18 protein-coding genes are annotated in these 18,795 nt (G+C 51.3%); 4 read left to right on the top strand and 14 right to left on the bottom strand.

Annotated elements, in window-relative coordinates; translation table 11 throughout:
- Window positions 1–3: 3 nt before the first annotated feature.
- From ispG to DWZ56_RS12215, 12 genes are all read right to left on the bottom strand, one after another.
- Window positions 4–1,068: a flavodoxin-dependent (E)-4-hydroxy-3-methylbut-2-enyl-diphosphate synthase gene (gene ispG / locus DWZ56_RS12270; protein ID WP_118556936.1), complete on the bottom strand. Its 1,065-nt coding sequence runs from the start codon at window positions 1,066–1,068 to the stop codon at window positions 4–6.
- Between the two features lie 102 nt (window positions 1,069–1,170).
- The gene (gene rseP, locus DWZ56_RS12265) at window positions 1,171–2,454 is read right to left on the bottom strand and encodes an RIP metalloprotease RseP (RefSeq protein WP_118557111.1); all 1,284 of its coding nucleotides are present in this window, start codon (window positions 2,452–2,454) and stop codon (window positions 1,171–1,173) included.
- A gap of 5 nt (window positions 2,455–2,459) precedes the next feature.
- Window positions 2,460–3,608, bottom strand: coding sequence for a 1-deoxy-D-xylulose-5-phosphate reductoisomerase (gene dxr, locus DWZ56_RS12260; RefSeq protein WP_118556935.1), 1,149 nt, complete (start codon window positions 3,606–3,608; stop codon window positions 2,460–2,462).
- A gap of 73 nt (window positions 3,609–3,681) precedes the next feature.
- On the bottom strand, window positions 3,682–4,512 hold the full coding sequence (locus DWZ56_RS12255; protein ID WP_118556934.1) for a phosphatidate cytidylyltransferase: 831 nt from the start codon (window positions 4,510–4,512) through the stop codon (window positions 3,682–3,684).
- A 6-nt stretch (window positions 4,513–4,518) separates the two neighbouring features.
- Window positions 4,519–5,253, bottom strand: a complete 735-nt coding sequence (locus DWZ56_RS12250; protein WP_118556933.1) for an isoprenyl transferase — start codon at window positions 5,251–5,253, stop codon at window positions 4,519–4,521.
- Window positions 5,254–5,455: 202 nt separating this feature from the next.
- Window positions 5,456–6,004: a ribosome recycling factor gene (gene frr, locus DWZ56_RS12245; RefSeq protein WP_118556932.1), complete on the bottom strand. Its 549-nt coding sequence runs from the start codon at window positions 6,002–6,004 to the stop codon at window positions 5,456–5,458.
- A 47-nt stretch (window positions 6,005–6,051) separates the two neighbouring features.
- Entirely contained in the window at window positions 6,052–6,759 is a 708-nt protein-coding gene (pyrH, locus tag DWZ56_RS12240) for a UMP kinase (protein ID WP_118556931.1), read from the bottom strand.
- A 353-nt stretch (window positions 6,760–7,112) separates the two neighbouring features.
- On the bottom strand, window positions 7,113–7,346 hold the full coding sequence (locus tag DWZ56_RS12235) for a DUF5050 domain-containing protein (protein ID WP_118556930.1): 234 nt from the start codon (window positions 7,344–7,346) through the stop codon (window positions 7,113–7,115).
- 119 nt (window positions 7,347–7,465) lie between these two features.
- Window positions 7,466–8,452: an aldo/keto reductase gene (locus tag DWZ56_RS12230; protein ID WP_118556929.1), complete on the bottom strand. Its 987-nt coding sequence runs from the start codon at window positions 8,450–8,452 to the stop codon at window positions 7,466–7,468.
- A 195-nt stretch (window positions 8,453–8,647) separates the two neighbouring features.
- Complete coding sequence (locus DWZ56_RS12225; RefSeq protein WP_118556928.1) at window positions 8,648–9,616, bottom strand: uroporphyrinogen decarboxylase family protein; 969 nt, start codon at window positions 9,614–9,616, stop codon at window positions 8,648–8,650.
- A 49-nt stretch (window positions 9,617–9,665) separates the two neighbouring features.
- Complete coding sequence (locus DWZ56_RS12220) at window positions 9,666–11,108, bottom strand: Sapep family Mn(2+)-dependent dipeptidase (RefSeq protein ID WP_118556927.1); 1,443 nt, start codon at window positions 11,106–11,108, stop codon at window positions 9,666–9,668.
- 21 nt (window positions 11,109–11,129) lie between these two features.
- Window positions 11,130–12,149 (bottom strand): uroporphyrinogen decarboxylase family protein, encoded by a 1,020-nt coding sequence (locus DWZ56_RS12215; protein WP_118556926.1) that lies wholly within the window; start codon window positions 12,147–12,149, stop codon window positions 11,130–11,132.
- 208 nt (window positions 12,150–12,357) lie between these two features.
- On the opposite strand from DWZ56_RS12215, the gene DWZ56_RS12210 reads away from it, so the two are divergent.
- The 4 genes from DWZ56_RS12210 (at window position 12,358) to DWZ56_RS12195 (ending at window position 16,515) form a co-directional block, all read left to right on the top strand.
- On the top strand, window positions 12,358–13,293 hold the full coding sequence (locus tag DWZ56_RS12210; RefSeq protein WP_158584563.1) for an AraC family transcriptional regulator: 936 nt from the start codon (window positions 12,358–12,360) through the stop codon (window positions 13,291–13,293).
- A 23-nt stretch (window positions 13,294–13,316) separates the two neighbouring features.
- The gene (locus DWZ56_RS12205) at window positions 13,317–13,877 is read left to right on the top strand and encodes a GNAT family N-acetyltransferase (RefSeq protein WP_118556924.1); all 561 of its coding nucleotides are present in this window, start codon (window positions 13,317–13,319) and stop codon (window positions 13,875–13,877) included.
- Window positions 13,878–13,935: 58 nt separating this feature from the next.
- Window positions 13,936–14,865 (top strand): AraC family transcriptional regulator, encoded by a 930-nt coding sequence (locus tag DWZ56_RS12200; protein ID WP_118556923.1) that lies wholly within the window; start codon window positions 13,936–13,938, stop codon window positions 14,863–14,865.
- Between the two features lie 228 nt (window positions 14,866–15,093).
- Window positions 15,094–16,515 carry a Sapep family Mn(2+)-dependent dipeptidase gene (locus tag DWZ56_RS12195; RefSeq protein ID WP_118556922.1) on the top strand — a complete coding sequence of 474 codons (1,422 nt, stop codon included), beginning with the start codon at window positions 15,094–15,096 and terminating at the stop codon, window positions 16,513–16,515.
- Window positions 16,516–16,648: 133 nt separating this feature from the next.
- Here the strand turns inward: DWZ56_RS12195 and DWZ56_RS12190 are convergent, their stop codons facing one another.
- Both DWZ56_RS12190 and DWZ56_RS12185 read right to left on the bottom strand, forming a co-directional pair.
- Window positions 16,649–17,842, bottom strand: a complete 1,194-nt coding sequence (locus tag DWZ56_RS12190) for a coenzyme F420-0:L-glutamate ligase (protein ID WP_118557110.1) — start codon at window positions 17,840–17,842, stop codon at window positions 16,649–16,651.
- Window positions 17,843–17,997: 155 nt separating this feature from the next.
- Window positions 17,998–18,783, bottom strand: a complete 786-nt coding sequence (locus DWZ56_RS12185) for a tyrosine-protein phosphatase (protein ID WP_118556921.1) — start codon at window positions 18,781–18,783, stop codon at window positions 17,998–18,000.
- Window positions 18,784–18,795 lie beyond the last annotated feature (12 nt).

Raw genomic sequence — 18,795 nt, 5'->3', positions numbered from 1 at the left:
TCCTTAATAAGCTTTCTGCAGTTCATCCAGCTCCTGCTTTAATGCGGCGAGCAGCCCGTCCTCAGGCACCTTACGAATGATCTCGCCCTTGCGGATCAGCAGTCCCTCCCCGATGCCGCCGGCAATGCCCAAATCCGCCTCCCTGGCTTCTCCGGGGCCGTTTACCACGCACCCCATCACCGCGACTTTGATATCCATGTCATAGCCGGATACCAGCGTTTCCACCTGACCGGCCAGACCGATCAGATCAATCTGCGTGCGGCCGCAGGTCGGACAGGACACCACCTCAACGCCGCCTTTTCTAAGATTGAGCGTTTTCAATATGCGTTTTGCGGCTTTCACCTCTTCCACCGGATCTCCGGTCAGGGACACCCTGACTGTATCACCGATACCCTGATAGAGGATGATGCCAAGCCCCACGGAAGATTTAATCGTTCCGGAAAACAGCGTACCGGATTCCGTAATTCCCACGTGCAGGGGATAATCCGTTTCCTTCGCGATCAGTTCATGCGCCCGGGCACACATAAGCACATCGGAAGATTTAATGCTGATCACAAGGTTGTCATAACCCAGCTGCTCAATGCATCTCACCTTGTCCAGCGCGCTTTCCACAATCGCTTCCGCCGTCACACAGCCGTATTTCTCCAGCAGCGGTTTTTCCAGAGAACCGCTGTTGACGCCTACACGGATCGGGATCTCCCGCTCCTTCGCCTTTTCCACCACCGCACGGATCCGCTCCGCAGCTCCGATATTGCCGGGATTGATGCGGATCTTATCCGCGCCGTTTGAAATGGCAGCAATCGCAAGGCGATAGTCGAAATGGATATCCGCCACCAGCGGTATATGAATTCTTTTCTTAATCTCCCGGAGCGCTTCCGCTGCCTGCATGTTGGGCACGGCACAGCGGATGATCTCACAGCCGGCTTCCTCCAGCATATGTATCTGGCGCACGGTGGACTCCACATCCTCGGTCTTTGTATTGGTCATGGACTGGATCAGTATCGGATTTCCTCCGCCGATCACCCTGTCCCCGATGCGTATTTCCTTCGTTTTTTCCCGAAATGTCATCTATAAAACATCCTTCGCGCTGCGGCGCATCTTCACGGCCGGCTGAGTACACAGATTTACTCAAACCGGCAGACAGGGAAAGCGGCATACGCCGCCGTCCTGTCAAAATAGCTTTACTATATCATTAAACAGCACAAGAACCATCAGTATCATCAGCAGAACCATGCCCACCATATGGACATAGCCTTCCTTCTCCCGGTCTATGGGCTTGCCGCGCACCGCTTCGATCAGCAGGAATAAAAGGCGGCCGCCGTCCAGCGCCGGAAGGGGCAGCAGGTTTAAGACGCCGAGGTTAGCGGAGAGCAGTATGGCAAAATTAGCCAGGTTTAAAAACACATAGAACAGTCCGTCCGGCTTGCTCTGCTCCACCATATCATCTACCATGGACACAATGCCCACCGGTCCGGATATCTCTTCGGAAGAAACCCTGCCGGTCACCAGCATCTTCAGCGAGGTGAAGGAATAGCGTATCCAGTATCCCACTTCATAGAAACTGTTTTTAATTACCTCAATAGGACCTGATTTCACCCTGCCATAGGAAGCGGAAAATCCCAGATCCTGATAGGTCGTAAACTTCGGCGTTACCGCTGTGTCATAGGACTTGCCGTTTCTTTCATACGTAATCGTAACCGGCTCTTCTTTCAGCTCGTGCTCCTGCATATACTCCTGCAGCTGAAGTCCGGAAGAGATGGGGGTACCGTCAATCGCAGTGATGGTGTCGCCCGCCCGGATTCCCGCCTCCTCAAAAGGCTGGCCCTTTGTCACCTCCGGAAGCACTACCGGATCCTCCGTGGCATAGTAGCGGAATCCCATCAGCACAGCCTTGCGGTTAGGGTCAAAGGTGATGCTCTGCTTTTCTCCGTCCCGTTCAAATTCCACAGTGACCATGCTGCCGTCTAACGGATGTTCCACCAGATAGAGCTCGATATCCCGGCCGATCGTGATATTGCGGTTATTGATCTTCGTAATCACATCTCCGGTCTTAAGTCCGGCCTGCGCCGCCGCGCCGCCCTCCTCCACCCCGTAGACATAGGCGGGATTGACGCCTCCGTTGCCAAGCACAATCAGAGCCAGCACAAATGCCAGCAGGAAATTGAAAAAAGGCCCTGCAAAAATCACCGATATCCTGGCCCAGACGGACTTGTTGTTGAAGGATTTCTCATCGGGGAGATCCTCATCCTCGCCCATCATCATACAGGAGCCGCCAAAGGGAATCCATTTTAAGGAGTAACGCGTCTCGCCTCTCACGAAGCTGACGATCCTGGGGCCCATGCCCACGGAGAACTCCGTGACGCCGATCCCGTTTTTCTTAGCCAGCAGGAAATGACCGAATTCATGCACCAGAATCAGCACGCCGATCACTATAATGGCTAATATAATACTCACAAAATTCAAACATTCCACCTGCTTTCAATAAATTCATACACGCTCGCTTCGGTTTCCAGTATCTGTTCCACCGAGGGATTCTCCGTCACCTCATGTGCCGCCATGGAGGCATCAATGATATCCGTAATTTCCAAAAATCCGATCTTTCTCTTAAGGAAGCGGCCGACAGCCCATTCATTTGCCGCATTGAATACAGTCGGCATGGTACCGCCGCATCTGCCCGCCTCATAGGCCAGCTTCAATCCTCTGAAGGTCTCCATATCCGGAGCTTCAAAAGAAATCTGCTTCAGTGTCTTAAAGTCCAGCCGGCTTCCTGAAAGAGGAAGCCGCGCCGCCTCGTATAGGGCATACTGTATGGGCAGCTTCATATCCGGCGTCCCAAGCTGAGCAATGATGCCGCCGTCCACAAATTCAACCATGGAATGAATCACGCTCTGCGGCTGGACCACCACCTCGATCTGATCGAACTCTACATCAAACAGCCATCTGGCCTCAATGACTTCCAGCCCTTTATTGACCATGGTGGCCGAATCTACGGTGATCTTCTGTCCCATGGACCAGTTGGGATGCTTCAGCGCGTCCTCCACCCGGATTGATCTAAGCTCTTCTGTTTTTCTTCCGCGGAAAGGGCCGCCCGATGCGGTCAGCAGGATACGGCTGATTTTTTCTTTTTTTTCACCCTTCAGGGACTGAAAGATCGCGCTGTGCTCACTGTCCACAGGCAGGATCTTCACCCCTTTTTCTTTTGCCAGCGGCATGATGATATGTCCTGCCGTCACCAAAGTCTCCTTATTGGCCAATGCTATATCCCTGCCTGCCTTAATCGCCGCAACCGTAGGACGGATGCCGATCATGCCGACCACCGCCGTCACCACCATATCGGCATCGCCTTGCGAAGCGGCCGCCAGAAGACCGTCCATCCCGCTTAGTACCTCCACCGGCAGATCGGCCACGCGTTCCTTCAGCTGCCTGGCCTTTTCTTCTGACCACACCGCTGCAAGAGCCGGCCGGTATTTTCGGATCTGTTTTTCCAGCAGTTCTATATTGCTGCCGGCCGCCAGAGCAGTGACCGACAGATCGTTATTTTCATCTACAATCTCCAGTGTCTGTGTACCGATTGAGCCGGTAGATCCCAATATCGCTATTTTTTTCATTAGTCACCTTCTACAGAGTATTAACGATTCCCCTGTCCTTATTCTATCCTGACTATTAATTATTTAGAGATTCCTACAAAAACAGCCCCCATACCTGCAAACCCTGCAACAGGCACAGCGCTGTAAAATAGATGGCGGGCGCCACAAAAATCACACTGTCAAAGCGGTCAAGTATGCCGCCATGGCCGGGAATCAGCCTGCCGTAATCCTTCACTTCATGGTTTCTCTTGATCGCGGAAGCCGCCAGATCGCCCAGCTGGGAGATCCACGCTCCGACAAAGCAGATGACTGCACATCCGAGCACCGGGCTGGGCAGTTTGATCTGTGCCGCGAATACGGCTCCGAATACGGCTCCCAGTACGGTCGCGCCGACCACGCCGCCGATACTCCCTTCAATGGATTTCTTCGGGCTTAGCTTTGGCGCCATCTTGTGCTTTCCGATCAGTATGCCCACGCAGTAAGCACAGGTGTCACAGCCCCAGGAGCTTAAGAATATCAGCCAGACCAGATAACCGCCGTCCATCACTCTGGTGCGGTAGATATAAGAGAGCATCACGGCCACATAAAAGAGGCCGAAAAAAGCAGTCAGCACCTGTTCCGCTCTGTATTTCGGAAACGTCAGCACATAGACCGCAAGCAGTACCATAAGCACAGCGATAAAAAATACCGCCGGCACGGCATCTGTTTCCGGTCTGAAATACAGCATCACATAATAAAGGACCGCCGCCAGGAATCCGGCCGCTCCCAATGCGCTTTTCTCAATGCCCACCACCCGGTACAGTTCAAACATGCCGATCAGGGAGATTATTGCAAGCGCTGCAAGCAGTACATTTCCTCCGGTCACAATCAGGGCCACCGCGATGATGACCAGACAGATTCCGCTGATTAAACGCGTCTTAAACATAGTCAGTTACCTCTTTTCATCCGGCCCTAACCCGCCAAATCTCCGGTCCCGGCTGTTATAGTATTCGATGGCCTTTATAAGCTCATCCTTATTAAAATCCGGCCAGTAAATATCCGTAAAGTAAAATTCCGTATAGGCCGACTGCCAGAGCAGATAGTTGGACAGCCTCTGCTCCCCGCTGGTGCGGATCAGCAGATCGGGATCCGGGATTCCCCTCGTATCAAGGTATTCGGAGAACAGGCTCTCATCCACCTGCTCCGGTGTAATCCTGCCGTCTTTACAGTCGCGCATCATATGCTTAAGCGCCCGGATGATCTCATCCCGGCTGCCATAGTTGACCGCGATCACAAAGGTGAGCCCGGTGTTCATGCCGGTCTGTGATTCCAGTTTATTTAGGCCTTCAATGATATCCGCGTCAAACCGGCTTCTCTCACCGATTACCTTCACCCTCACGTTATTCTTGGTGGCTACCTTTAGCAGCCGTTTCATATAATAACGGAACATCTGCATCAGCGCCCCGACCTCTTCTTCCGGCCGTTTCCAGTTCTCTGTGGAGAACCCATAGACCGTCAGATAGCGGATGCCGAGTCTCGCCGCATCCTCCACGGTCTGCTCCACCACCTTGCAGCCTTCCACATGTCCCATATTTCTGGGCAGACCTCTCTTTTTCGCCCATCGGCCGTTACCGTCCAGTATGATCGCCACATGTTTTGGGATCTTCAGTTCTTTCTTATCGTCCATCCGCCTGCTCCTTTGCCTGTTGCTTTGATAATTGCAACTGTTTTCCTATTGGTCTCCCTGCGCTTTGCTTTGGATCGCACAAGCGAGCGGGATTCTTTATTATACTGCGTGTGGAACAAAACAGGGACAGTCCGCCGAAATTAGCACCGCTAATTTGGGGGACAGTCCCCTCTTTCAGAATGACCCGCAGCCATAATAATGCCTAAACGGTCATAATCTCCTTCATTTTCGCATCCACCTCTGAGTCCACCTTCGTAATATACTTATCGGTGGTCTTCTGCATCTTCTCCTCTGCCTGTTTCATCTCATCTTCTGAGATATCCCCGGATTTCTCAGCTTTTTTAACGGCATCGTTGGCATCCCGGCGGATATTGCGGATTGCAACCTTCGCATTCTCGCCTTTTTTCTTAACATCCTTTGCCAGTTCTTTTCTGCGGTCCTCCGTCAGTTCCGGAAAAGTCAGGCGGATCACGCTTCCGTCATTGGACGGATTGATGCCCAGCTCGGAAGTCAGGATTGCTTTTTCGATTTCCTTAATCAGAGATCTCTCCCAAGGCTGGATCACGATCATCCTCGCCTCGGGTATTGAGATGTTGGCCACCTGCTGTATGGGGGTGGGGCTTCCGTAATAATCCACACGTATTTTATCAAGCACATGGGGATTTGCTCGTCCTGCGCGGATCGTCAGCAGATCTGCGGAGAGCGCATTCAGACTTTTTTCCATTTTCTCTTCGAATAATTTTAAATCCATACATTTACCTCCGTTTTATCGCAATTCTTTATAGTTTGCAGCCACTATCAATCCACCGTTACAATTGTACCGGTGATATCACCCTTCATCGCTCTTACTATGCTGTCTTCGCCGTCCAGTCCGAATACAGCCATGGGCATCTTATTCTCCATACACATGATGGATGCGGTCAGATCCACCACGCCCAGCTGTTTGTCGATGACTTCCTGTATGCTCACGGTATCGTATTTCTTCGCCGCAGGATTCAGCTTGGGGTCGCTGTCATATACGCCGTCCACCGCCTTGGCCAGCAAAATGATATCCGCCTCCATCTCGATGGCTCTTAATGCCACGCCTGTATCGGTGGAGAAATACGGATGCCCGGTGCCCCCGGCAAAAAAGACCACCATGCCCTTTGCAAAATATTTATTAGCCCGGTCTTTGGAATACAGCTTCGTCATGGAACCGCATTCAAATGGCGTCAGTATGTTTGTCATCATCCCTTCGCTGCGGAAGATTTCCGACACATAAATCGCATTCATCACCGTGGCCAGCATGCCGATCTGATCGGCCTTTGTCCGGTCAATCGCGTTGCTGGAACGGCCTCTCCAAAAATTGCCGCCCCCGATCACCACGCCTACCTGTATGCCCGCATCCACTGCCTGTTTCACCTGGCGCGCCACATTCTTACAAACCGCTTCGTCAAATCCTGTCTTTTTCTCACCCGCGAGGGCTTCTCCGCTTAGCTTTAACAGCACTCTCTTTGCCTTGTCCATCTCTTACCTCGCAATTTTGTTCTTTGGCCTGATTGCCAACCTGCCGACATTATATCCTGTCAGCAAGCAGGCGCAGGTATAATGTCTATCGACATTATACCATAAATGAGCTAAATGTAAATGAAAAAATCGGGGTGCGCGGTATCCCCGGCGGTCCGCACACTGCTCTTTATAGGCCAATTATACGGACTGCCCGCTCGCAAAGAGCTCAGTCTTCTGCCACATTTTTTTCGTAAAGACTGCTCTGCAGATTCCTCCTGTAGAATACCTCCCCGTCCGGTCTTTCCGTAAAATACATATAACCGTCTAAAAACATCGAATAGGCAGCCTTATTCACTCCGTCGCCGGAACCGTCATATAGATATATCAGATATATCTATGCCGGCCCTGTATATGTTACGGTCATCCCAATCCGTATAATAAATAGTATCCCCATGAACGGTAAAATAATTTTTCACACGCGGGATCAGGACCTGTACCTTGCTGCCGTCTTTATTCATCACGCAAAGGTTGCCCTGGGGAGTCTGATTGATATCATCCCACCTCTGCTGTCTCACATAGTAGATCCTGTCTTCATGCAGAAACATCTGTACCGCCGTAATAGATCCGGTCCGCCGTGCGCACACAAAAGACGGACACCCAGTATATCACTGACCGTCCGTCTTTCCTGTTATCTTTGTACCGCCGAAATCGTACATTCCCGGCTCTATTTTAATATCTCATCGATACGCTTCAGCTCATCTTCCGTAAATTCCCTGTTTGAAAGCGCCTTCACATTCTCTTCCACCTGGCTGATGCGGCTCGCTCCCAGCAGCACGGATGTCAGCCTGCCGGCCTTCAGGGCCCACACCAGAGCCATCTGTGCCAGAGACTGCCCTCTTTCTGCGGCGATCTCATTCAGAGCGGAAACTTTCTTTACCAGATCTTCAGTAATCGCATTTTCATTTAAGAAGACACTCTTTCCTGCAGCACGGGAATCCGCGGGGATTCCATGCAGGTATTTGTTGGTCAAAAGACCCTGTGACAGCGGACAGAATGCGATGGAGCCCATTTCCGCTTCCTCGATCACCGGAATCAGCGCAGCGTTGTCCTGCTGCAGCATGGAGTAGCGATGCTGATGGATCAGGCAGGGCACACCCATCTCCTTGAGCAGAGCTGCGGCCTCTTTGAGCTGCGCGGGGTTATAGTTGGATAATCCCACATAAAGCGCTTTTCCCTGGCGGACCAGACCTGCCAGAGCATCCATGGTCTCCCACATAGGTGTTTCCGGATCAGGACGGTGATGATAATAGATGTCCACGTAATCCAGCCCCATGCGCTTGAGACTCTGATCCAGAGAAGCCACCAGATATTTCTTGGAACCGAAGTTGCCGTAAGGGCCCGGCCACATATCGTATCCGGCCTTGGTTGAGATTACAAGCTCGTCACGGTAAGACTTCAGATCATTGGCCAGCATCTTGCCGAAGGCCTCCTCCGCACTTCCGGCAGGCGGGCCGTAGTTGTTGGCCAGATCAAAATGGGTGATTCCCATATCAAAGCTTCCCAGGATAATCTCCCTCGCAGTCTCATAAGAGCTGCCATAGCCGAAATTGTGCCACAGCCCCAGGGACATGGCGGGCAGCTTTAAGCCGCTCTTCCCGCATCTGTTATAGAGCATGGTCTCATATCTGTCTTCCTTTGCACAGTATGCCATTCTAAATCCTCCTTTTTATGTCACCAACCGAAGGTTGATGACCTACGCACACCTCAGTGTGCTTCCGCTTATTCATGTCACCAACCTGTGGTTGAGGACCACGCATCAGCGTGCTTTCTTATTATTCTGTAGTTTCCGTTATATTGCCACATACTTTACCGTTTTCAGGGCACCCCCACGGACCCGCGGGACCGTTTATTTATCGCCGCAGCATTTCTTAACGGTCTCCACTACCCAGCTGATGCGGTCCAGATCAATTCCTCTGGGCAGCGTGCAGTCCGCACCGATCATCATGCCGTTTTCATTATTTTCTTCCAGCCACTTTCTGGTGAAAGCCTCCACTTCCTCTCTGGTGCCGGAGCAGAGCACGCTCTCCGGCCGGTTGTCAAAGCCGCCCAGAACACAGCGTCCGCCGAAGAATTTCTTGCCTTCCTTCACGCTTAACTCTTCCACATATACAGCCCAGTTGAACACCTTGGCGGGATAGTCCTGCCATACCTCAATCCTGTTTTTGTCACCGGCCCATCCGCAGCAGTGCAGTATGTTGTTTTCGCTGTATTTATTGGCGGCTGTCAGCACTGCCAGATCGCCGGGCGTCACATATTTGCGGTATTCCTCATAGGTAAAGCGGAACTTCTCGGCATTCTGTACACAGTAGTAGATGCCGTCGCAGCCTGCTTCCTCAATCAGAAGCCGGCAGAGCAGGGACGCATCCTGGGCGATCACGGAAAACGCATAGAGAACCGCTTCCGGATCCTGTTTCAGGTGGCTCATCAGCAGTTCCTCCGATGTGCCGAAGCGGAAATAGGACATGGGATTGAACACATTGTAAAATGTACAGCATTCTCCGTTTAAGCGCTCCACGATCTGTTTTGCCCGGTCCACCTGACCGCGGATGAAGGGATGGTTCTCCCCCAGCGGCTTCATGTTGTACCAGTCCTTCGGCTCTTTGATCTCCGGAATGATCGGATTTGGATAGTCAAAATATCCGTCACACATAATCTTGATAAAATCCGTGTCACATCTGTGATAATAGTCCAGATGGGCATCCACACATTCCTTGTCCAGATCCATATCCACCGGGAAATGGTACCAGAAGCCCACCGGCGGACGGTCCACCGGGAGATTGTTCATCGCGTTTAATACTCTCTCTTTTTTCGTCATTCTTATATTCTCCTCTTTCATTGTTTATATTGCATCCCCGGCAGAATCCTTAAGGTTCCCGCCAGTTTATGTCCGTATCGTTCAGCGCAGCCATGCCCATGGTGTATATTTTTAATGCCCTCACTAACGAAGCAATGTTCAATCCCTCATCGGGCTGGTGGGCGCTTCCGTGCTGCGGCTGAAACAGACGGCAGTTCTTCTCTTCTTCCGTCTTTGGCATGCCGCCCACGCCATATGCGAATGCACTGGGCAGCTTTCTCGCATAGGTCCCGCCGCCCATCACAAAGGGCTTCGTCTCCAATCCCATGATTTCATTATAAACTCCCGTCAACAGCTCCACGGCCGGATGTTCCTTCGGAAAATAGCTCGGGCCGCTTCCCCCGGTACGTTCCCACCGGCATCCGCGGCTGCCGCAGAACAGTTTAAGCCCTGCCTCAATCTGCTCTTCACTGTCCGTAACGGGATAGCGGATATTAAAGGTAAGCTGCACATATCCTTCCTTCAGGCCGAGCACGGTCCCCGCACAGGTCAGCTTTCCGGATACCTCATCTTCATAGGATATTCCAATGGCCCCGCCGTAATAGTCCTGATTCGCCTCTGCAAACGCCTGCAGGATACGGCTGTCCTCTTCGCTTAAAACCTTTTCTGACAGCAGCCCAGTTATGAGACGCTGTATCGCATTCAGGCTTCCTTCCGGGAAGGCGCTGTGGGCCGATATCCCGTGAGCAGTTATCGTGGTCAGACCGTCCTCTGTATGTACCTCAAATCCTTCCGGCAGCGCTTTCGCTCTCTGGGCAGAGCCTTCTCCCTTTAGCACGATCACAGCCTTGTCCGGTATGATATTGCCAGCAGTGCCGCCTGTAAGCTCCACCACATCCCTGCTTAAGGGTTTCAGTGAAACCATCCTGCCTTCCAGGATGCCTTTTTCTCCATAGCAGACGGGGAATCCGCTGTCGGCAATCATGGACATGGCCGGCGTATCGTAATGCGCGCAGTAATATTCCAGATCTGACATCCCCCGCTCCTCATCGCAGCCCACGAACAGACAGAGACGGTGCTTCATCGGTATGTTCAGCTCCTTTAAACAGCGCATGAGATAGAGCATGCCCACCGCTGGCCCCTTATTATCCTGTGCACCTCTGCCAATGATATATCCGTCTTTGATCACACCTTCAAAGGGGGGATATTCCCAGTTGTCTCCCACCGGCACTACGTCCAGATGGTTCCACATCCCGATGGTATTCTCCATGGGACCGTCTTCCAGCCAGAGCGCTCCCACATAGTTCTCATAATTTTTTGTCTTAAATCCGTACTCCTCACCGATTTTAAGCATCTCTTCCAGCGCGGCCCGGCAGCCCGGTCCGAACGGTTTACTGTCGGAGTCCGGATCGGATACGCTGGGAATTCTCACCAGCCTCACGATATCCTGCGCCATCTCATCGGCATGCGCATCCATCCACTGGCTTATTCTGTCAAATAATACCTGATCCATCGCTTACAGCCTCCTTTGCTGTCATCCCAAATGTTCGTACTTTTTCAGCGCTTCTGTGACCCAGTTGAATCTCTCCGTTTCAAAATCAGTCAAAAATGAACAGTCCGCGCCGATCATCAGCCCGTCATTCGTTTTATATCTGGCCCGGTAGACATCCACCAGCCTCCTGGTCTCCGCTTCCACTGCTTCTCTGCCGGCGCTGTAGAGCAGCCGGCCTCTGCGGTTGTCAAAGCCGCCCATCACGATGCGGCCGCCGAAATATTCCCTGCCATCTTCCAGGGTAAGCTCTTCCACACAGGTGGCCCAGTTGAGGACGCGCCCCGGATAGTCCTTCCATACCTGCATATGGTTTTTTACCTGATTCCATCCGCAGAAATGAAGTATATTGCAGTCCGACGCCTCATTGGCCGCCTCAAGCACCATCTGATCGGACGGTCCGGCAATCTCCTCATACTCCTCCGGCGTAAACAGGACATAACCTGCGGCAGTCTCCGGCTCCGGACAGCCTGCCGCAGCTTCGCGGGATTCCGCCCCCTGAAACGCCAGAAAGCATCCCAGACAGCCCGCCCGACGCACCATCTGCTCCGATAGCCACGCGATATCCTCTCCCATGCGGTTTAGAATATCGATTACGGCCTGCTTATCCTGCCTGATCCAGGCGCGGAGCCTGTTATCGCCGACACGGCGGAGGAGCGTAATCGGGGTAAATATATTACAGTAAGTATAGACCTCCGATGCCAGCCTGTCATTGACAGCCGCCGCGCGTTTTAGGTATTCGCTGTTATAGGGATTACTCTCTCTGCCGGGCCTGTACGCCAGCAGCTCCTCAAGGCCGGATGGCCGCAGCGTGACAGGCGCCGTCAGACCGTCGTGCATGATCTTTATAAAATCCAAATCCGTCCGTCGATAGAACTCCACATGGCTGTCCACGCACCGAATGCCATGCAGGTCCTCTGGCAGAAGATGCTGCCAAAAGCTGACCGGTATATGGTCGTGGGGCTGGCCGTTCAGCGCCTTAAGCAGATTTTCTTTCTTATCCACAGTTTTTTACCGCCTCCTCCTGCTCCTTAGAAAGAGAGCCCGGCTCTCCTGAAACTGTTATAATTATACCCCGGCCTGCCGCTTTATTTCTTCCTAAAAAGTCCTATAAAATTATGCAAAAACGAACATCCTCTGCTTGCTCCTTTCGTCCATCGGTGTTAAACTATATTTCATGGATGAAATGCATCAAATGTTTTGGAGGCAGTCTATGTTTCTTTATCAGGGGGTTCCCGTGGAACTTGAATTTCGTGAATACCGTTTTGACGAATCCTTTCCGTTTATTGCGCTGCTTGACGGGCAGTTTACCTTTCCCAAGCCCTCACCCACTCTGTCTTTCCTGCATTTTCACAACTGTATGGAGATCGGCATCTGCCGAAGCGGCAGCCAGACGCTCTATGTAGAGCAGCGGCGCATGACCTTTCAGGCCGGTGATCTGTGTATCATTCCGCCTTACGCCATGCACATCACGCAGCAGGAAGCGGGCTGCGGTGAGGGCGCAGACTGTGAATATCTGTATTTCATACCCGAGCTGCTATTAAAGGAGCTGTATCCGGAACAGTTTCCTCCGGAAATGCTATGGTATAAATATATGGATTATGAAAATATATTTCATGGCGGCGACTGCCCTGAAATCTGGTCGATCCTGCAAAATGTGCTGACCGAAGCAAAGAACGCATCCTCCGGTTATACCTATGCCGTGCGCGGACTTCTGCAGATGTTTCTGATACAGATGGGACGCATCCTTTCGCCGGGATCACAGGAGGATACCACCGGGTATTACCGGCGCTCCTCCCTTTTTCCAGCCATTCAGTACATCGGCCAGAATTACGCGGGCCGGATTTTAGTTCGGGATCTGGCACAGATGTGCGGCATGACGCCTTCTGCCTTCAGCCGCAGCTTTCAAACGCTGTTTCGGCAGACACCCGCATCCTATCTTCGCATGGTGCGGCTGCAGCATGCCTGCGATCTGCTGTACAGCACGGAAAAAAGCATTCTGGATATCTCTCTGGAATCCGGCTTCGCATCCGTGTCTAATTTTAACCGTTCATTTCTGGAACAGTATCACCGGACTCCAAGGCAGTGGCGCAATGCCAAACGTTCCGTGCAGAAAAAGGACCTGAAGCATTCACTGTTTACAGTCTGAAAAAATTTGTGGAGGAATTTATAATGAATAAAAATCCTAGTTGGAAAAAAGATGGATTTACCATACGATTAGCACAAGCGGAAGATATGAATAATTATTACGAACAAAATTACTGTCCTCTTGATAAGGAAGCAGCACGGTTAACCGGTTGTAAAGAAGTATTTACCAAAGAAGAAGTGAACTCTTTTTTTTTTAAATCTCTTGAGGATGATAACCGATACTTCTTTTTGATTATATCTTTCGATGGTAGAATTATAGGCGAAAGTGTAATAACTGAAATAGACTGGGATTTACGATGCGCGAATTTTCGCATAGGAATTTTTCATTCGACAGAACGAGGTTACGGAATTGGCACTTGGGCAACTGAGGTTACTCGTGATTTTGCATTTGAGGAATTAAAGTTACATCGTTTGGAATTAGATGTATATTCATTTAATCCGCGGGCAGAAAAAGTATATTTAAAAGCCGGTTTTAAAAGAGAGGGAATTTTAAGGGACTCCGTAATGGACGGTGATGAATATGCAGATGATATTTTAATGGCTATTTTAGAAGATGAGTGGAAGGTGATTAAGGGTTTGCAGTAACAGTTTTCCATTTGCAGGGGAGTTGAAAATTTCAATTTGGTTAAGGAGGTGCGAGTGTATGAACGCGCTGCAATACCGTCACTACAATCTGCCTATTGAATTTCCGGTAATCGCTTTTATTGGGAGCAACTGGACCGTCACGGAGGAGGCGCCTGCCGTTTATCATTTCCATAACTGCATGGAAATCGGCCGCTGCAACACCGGCTCGGGAACCGTGCACACCTTCCTGGGTTCTTTTCCCTATCATGAGGGCGATCTGCTCATACTGCCCGGATATACGGCGCACACGCTGCAAAGCGAAAAAGGAACGCAGAGCCGGTGGGAATTCTTCTATTTTGATCCGGGTCGGCTCTTTCCCGGCCATTATGCGGCGGAACTGACTGAGGATTCCAGGCTGTTTGCGATGTCAGAGTCTTTTTGTCCGGTGATTGCCTCCTTAAGCAATCCTCTTCTGGCGGATTCGATTCACTCGTGTTTCCGAGAATTTCACGAAAAGCAGGTCAGATACCGGGACCTGATCCGTGGAGATCTGCTCGTCTTTCTGGTGCAGTTCTTACGTCTGGCACCTGCGCTCACTTTGGAGGAAATGCATTCCTCTCATAAAGTTCTGACGGTCTTTCCGGCTATCCAGCATATCTCCTCCTGCTATGGAGACAAGCTGGATATACCTGCTCTTGCTGAAATGTGCCATATCAGCCCCACGCATTTCCGCAGACTTTTTCACGCGGTGATGGGAACCGGCCCGCTGGAATACATCAATCACACGCGTATACACGCCGCCTGCCGGCAGCTTCTTACCGATCATGCTCCCGTCGGAGAAATCGCCAAAAACTGCGGATTTGCTACTCTCTCCAGCTTTAACCGCACTTTCCGCCAGCTATTTTCCGCCTCTCCTTCACAGTGGAAAAAGGAGCACGCACAGGCCCGGGATTATAATTCCATCCTCTCCCTGGATACGGAAGGCACGTCGGAGATTTTCTCCCTCTAAGGGATCATTGTCTTTATTAGTAACAGTTCAGACGGCGGGAAAAATAGTGCAAAAACAGTCTTATGAGCAAGCTCAACGCCTGCTTTTGCACTATTTTTCCCGCCGTCTGAACTGTTACCTTTATTATGGTCAATATTGCATAAATTCTCTTCATTCTCTGGAAGAAACATGGAGAGGCTTTCGTTACAATTGAAATAACAACGTTTATACAAAGAGGTGGAGCATTTTATGGAAACTATCACAAAAGAGTTTGTGGAACAGTGGGTGAAGCGTCAGATGCCGGATCTGGTCCGTGATCTGATACGGATCGCCAATATCAAAAGTGTGGCGGAACTGGAAAACTGCAGCTGTCCGCCTTATGGCAGAGGATGCCGTGATGTGCTGGATGAGATGCTGCTCATGGGTAAGGAATATGGCTTTGAGACCATTAATTACGACAATTATGTGGGCTGCATCCTGCTTAACAGTCTCAAGGAGGATGTAGGAATCTGGGCACATCTGGATGTAGTGGAGGAAGGGGACGGATGGGTCTATGAGCCTTACAACGCGGTGGAAAAGGACGGCTATGTGATCGGCAGAGGCGTACAGGACAACAAAAGCTCCGCTGTGATCGGCCTGTATGTGCTGCGGTTCTTAAAGGAATTTCAGATTCCTGTCAGGCAAAACTTAAAGCTGTATCTGGGCACCTGTGAGGAACAGGGCATGTACGATCTGGATTATTTTACCAAACACTATCCCTGTCCTAACCTGTCGCTGGTACCCGACAGCGGATTCCCCGTCTGCTGCGGCGAACGCGGGAGCTTTAACGGAACACTCACCAGTGAAGCGCGTTTTTCAGAGGATGTGATTGATTTTTATACAACAAAAATTTCCTATATGATACCGGATGAGGCTGTGCTGGTGCTGGCGGACTCTCCACGGATCCGCAAGACGCTGCCATCCCTCCCGAAAGAGGTGGCAGTGGAAGAATGTTCGTCAGATGACAGGAAGCAGATCCGGCTGACAGCGAAAGGCGTCTTGAAATCCGCAGCAAACCCTTTTGGGAGCAAAAATGCCATGCAGCTTCTTCTGACCGCTGTACATGACTGCGGCTTGCTAAACAGCCGAGATGACGGCCTGTTCTCGCTGTGCAGAGACATAAACACGCATTACAGCGGTACAGTACTGGATATCAGCTGTGAGGATGAGCTGTCAGGGCCAAGCACTCTGGCCTGCACCATTGGAGAGCTGAAAGAGGGCCATCTTTGCCTCACCTTTACCTCCCAATTTCCGGTCACCAAAAATGAGGTGGATTTTGCCGGACTCTCAACCGCCGCAGCGAAACGCCGCGGTTTTCAGCTTGAGGTGACCAGACTCCGGCCGGCAAGTTACTTTGATCCGGACCGTCCCGAGATCCGTCTGCTGACCGAAGCCTATAACGATTATATGGGAACGGACGCCAAACCGTTTGTCATGAGCGGCGGCACCTATGCCAGAAAGCTGCCCAATTCATTCGCCTTTGGCACCGGCATGCCTCTGCCGCCCGCGCCGGCCGGCCTGTTTCTCCCGGGACACGGTGATTATCACCAGCCCGACGAGGCGATCAGCACAGAGCGGATGCGCAAGGCGCTGATCATATATATTCTGGGCATGCTTAAATTGCTGCAATAAAGATACCGTAAAACCCAAGGATCCGTAAACTTCCCGCATAAGACAGAAGAGAGCATGTTCCTCATTGGAACGCGCTCTCTTCTGTCTTATGTATCGGTAACCGTAAAGAGTAACCACTTGTTACCCTGCATTCTTAGTTATCCGTATAGTTGTCGAAATATCCCTGTACCAGGACGATGGGCGTACCCTTGTCGCCCGATCCGCTGGTCAGGTCACAGAGGGATCCGATTAGATCGGTCAGCTGTCTGGGTGTAGTTCCCTGGGAAGCCATATTGCCCACCAGGCTGCCGTCCTTCTCCCGGATTTTTCTGGAGATCGCTTCCTTTAACGCCTCACCGGACAGATCCTTAAAATCGTTGTCTGCCAGATATTTCAGCTTCATCTCATTGGGTGTACCGATCAGGCCTTCTGTAAAGGCCGGAGATACGATCGGGTCCGCCAGCTCCCAGATCTTTCCCTTGGGATCCTTAAAGGCGCCGTCACCGTATACCATAACCTCCACATGCTTTCCTGTTCTGGACAAAACCTCCTTCTGGATGTCCTCCACCAGACCGAAACAGTCTCTCGGAAACAGTTTGATCTTATCTTCCGTAGACTTATTGGAACCCAGCAGTCCGTATTTTTCGTTATAGCCGCTGCCATCCACAGAAGCATTTAAAATCTCATCCATGCCGTACACCTTTTCGGCTCCGGCTTCACGCAGAATCCGCTTGGTCCTCGCACGGGTATGTATGTCACAGTTAATCACGTTTTTAGTATAATTGAGTATAGTCCTGGGGTTGTTGGCAAACAGGATCTCCACCTCTGCACCCGCCTCACGGATGATATCGCCGTAATAGGCCACATAATCCACACCGGTAAACTGATGCTTGTTTTCGCCGAACAGTTTCCTGTATTGTTCCAGAGTCAGCACATCGCTGTAGGGATTGATGCCGGCTTCATCCACCTGGTCCAAAGACACCAGCTCGTTGCCGACCTCATCGCTCGGATAGCTTAACATCAGCACAACCTTCTTAGCACCCATAGCCATGCCTCTTAAACAGATGGCAAAACGGTTTCTGGACAGGATCGGAAATATGATGCCGATGGTCCCGCCGCCAAGCTTCTGCTTCACATCCGCAGCTATCGCGTCCACAGACGCGTAATTGCCCTGTGCTCTGGCTACGATGGACTCTGTCATCGCAATCACATCACGGTCATGCAGTGAAAAGCCTTCACTTGCAGCGGCCTCCAGCACACTGTCAACAACAATCGCCGTCAGATCATCGCCCTCACGGATGATTGGACAGCGGATTCCTCTCGATATCGTTCCTACTCTTCTCTCCATATTCGATCTCCATTCCGCACACGCTTCCTCTAATACATAAATCCAGCATGCATCATAATCATCTAGCTGCGCCATCCGCCGACAGAGAAATTCGGAGATAAACGCACCGCTCTTCATTATAGCAAAAAAAATCGCGCTCGAAAAGACCTCATACACTATTTTTCATGCAGTTTTTGCTTTAATTCGGCAATTTCTTCCCCATTAAGCCCAAGTGTCCCCAAATATTGTTCGGCACTGCCATATGTGTGGCGTACATGCTCCAGCGTCATAAGCATATCGGCGGGATTAGCACCAAACACATGGTCCGGGACCTTCACTCCGGCCGCCCTAAGCCGTTCTACCTGTTCTCCTACCTGACCGGCCATGTACCGCTCCGTGGCATGATAGTCCCGTATAACATCGTCATCGCTCACCCCGGCCAGTTTCAGCATCAGCATGGCGACCACGCCTGTCCGATCCTTTCCCGCAGTACAGTGAAACAGCAGGCCCTTATCTCCAGCTTCAAGAATCCGCCGCATAACCTCCGAAAGCTGAGCACGGGAATCCTCCAGCAGGCTGATGTACAGCTCTCCCATGCTGTCCGGAATCTGCCCGCGAAAATCGCTGGAATTGATCTGGTCCAGCATCGGGATGCTGCAGTACTGAACATCCCGCCAGCCGATCAATGCGTCCGGACGGCTCTCACATTCCATCCTGGAACGCAGATCCACCACATACCTCACACCGTAATCATAAATACATTCCTTGTCCTTTATGGTCAGCGCGGATAAATGATCCCCTCTAAGCAGACGCCGGAAACAGGTGCGTCCGTTGGCAGTGGGATATCCTCCCAGATCCCGCACATTGGAAGCGCCCTCGAGTTGCAGGGGCTTTGCTGTATATTTTTCATCCATAAAATCATCCTCAATCTTTCCATATTCGCCGGATACCGACAGCTCCATTATAGACCAGTT

Origin of the sequence: Lachnotalea sp. AF33-28 (assembly GCF_003477885.1) — a bacterium.
Classification (GTDB): Bacteria; Bacillota; Clostridia; order Lachnospirales; family Lachnospiraceae; genus AF33-28.
This window is presented reverse-complemented; position numbering and strand designations above follow the sequence as displayed.

Excerpts from the sequence above, each read along its gene's own strand:
- ispG (WP_118556936.1), bottom strand. The coding sequence starts at position 1,068 with ATGACATTTCGGGAAAAAACGAAGGAAATACGCATCGGGGACAGGGTG.
- dxr (WP_118556935.1), bottom strand. The coding sequence starts at position 3,608 with ATGAAAAAAATAGCGATATTGGGATCTACCGGCTCAATCGGTACACAG.
- DWZ56_RS12255 (WP_118556934.1), bottom strand. The coding sequence starts at position 4,512 with ATGTTTAAGACGCGTTTAATCAGCGGAATCTGTCTGGTCATCATCGCG.
- DWZ56_RS12250 (WP_118556933.1), bottom strand. The coding sequence starts at position 5,253 with ATGGACGATAAGAAAGAACTGAAGATCCCAAAACATGTGGCGATCATA.
- frr (WP_118556932.1), bottom strand. The coding sequence starts at position 6,004 with ATGGATTTAAAATTATTCGAAGAGAAAATGGAAAAAAGTCTGAATGCG.
- pyrH (WP_118556931.1), bottom strand. The coding sequence starts at position 6,759 with ATGGACAAGGCAAAGAGAGTGCTGTTAAAGCTAAGCGGAGAAGCCCTC.
- DWZ56_RS12235 (WP_118556930.1), bottom strand. The coding sequence starts at position 7,346 with ATGTTTCTGCATGAAGACAGGATCTACTATGTGAGACAGCAGAGGTGG.
- DWZ56_RS12230 (WP_118556929.1), bottom strand. The coding sequence starts at position 8,452 with ATGGCATACTGTGCAAAGGAAGACAGATATGAGACCATGCTCTATAAC.
- DWZ56_RS12225 (WP_118556928.1), bottom strand. The coding sequence starts at position 9,616 with ATGACGAAAAAAGAGAGAGTATTAAACGCGATGAACAATCTCCCGGTG.
- DWZ56_RS12220 (WP_118556927.1), bottom strand. The coding sequence starts at position 11,108 with ATGGATCAGGTATTATTTGACAGAATAAGCCAGTGGATGGATGCGCAT.
- DWZ56_RS12210 (WP_158584563.1), top strand. The coding sequence starts at position 12,358 with ATGTTTCTTTATCAGGGGGTTCCCGTGGAACTTGAATTTCGTGAATAC.
- DWZ56_RS12205 (WP_118556924.1), top strand. The coding sequence starts at position 13,317 with ATGAATAAAAATCCTAGTTGGAAAAAAGATGGATTTACCATACGATTA.
- DWZ56_RS12200 (WP_118556923.1), top strand. The coding sequence starts at position 13,936 with ATGAACGCGCTGCAATACCGTCACTACAATCTGCCTATTGAATTTCCG.
- DWZ56_RS12195 (WP_118556922.1), top strand. The coding sequence starts at position 15,094 with ATGGAAACTATCACAAAAGAGTTTGTGGAACAGTGGGTGAAGCGTCAG.
- DWZ56_RS12190 (WP_118557110.1), bottom strand. The coding sequence starts at position 17,842 with ATGGAGAGAAGAGTAGGAACGATATCGAGAGGAATCCGCTGTCCAATC.
- DWZ56_RS12185 (WP_118556921.1), bottom strand. The coding sequence starts at position 18,783 with ATGGAGCTGTCGGTATCCGGCGAATATGGAAAGATTGAGGATGATTTT.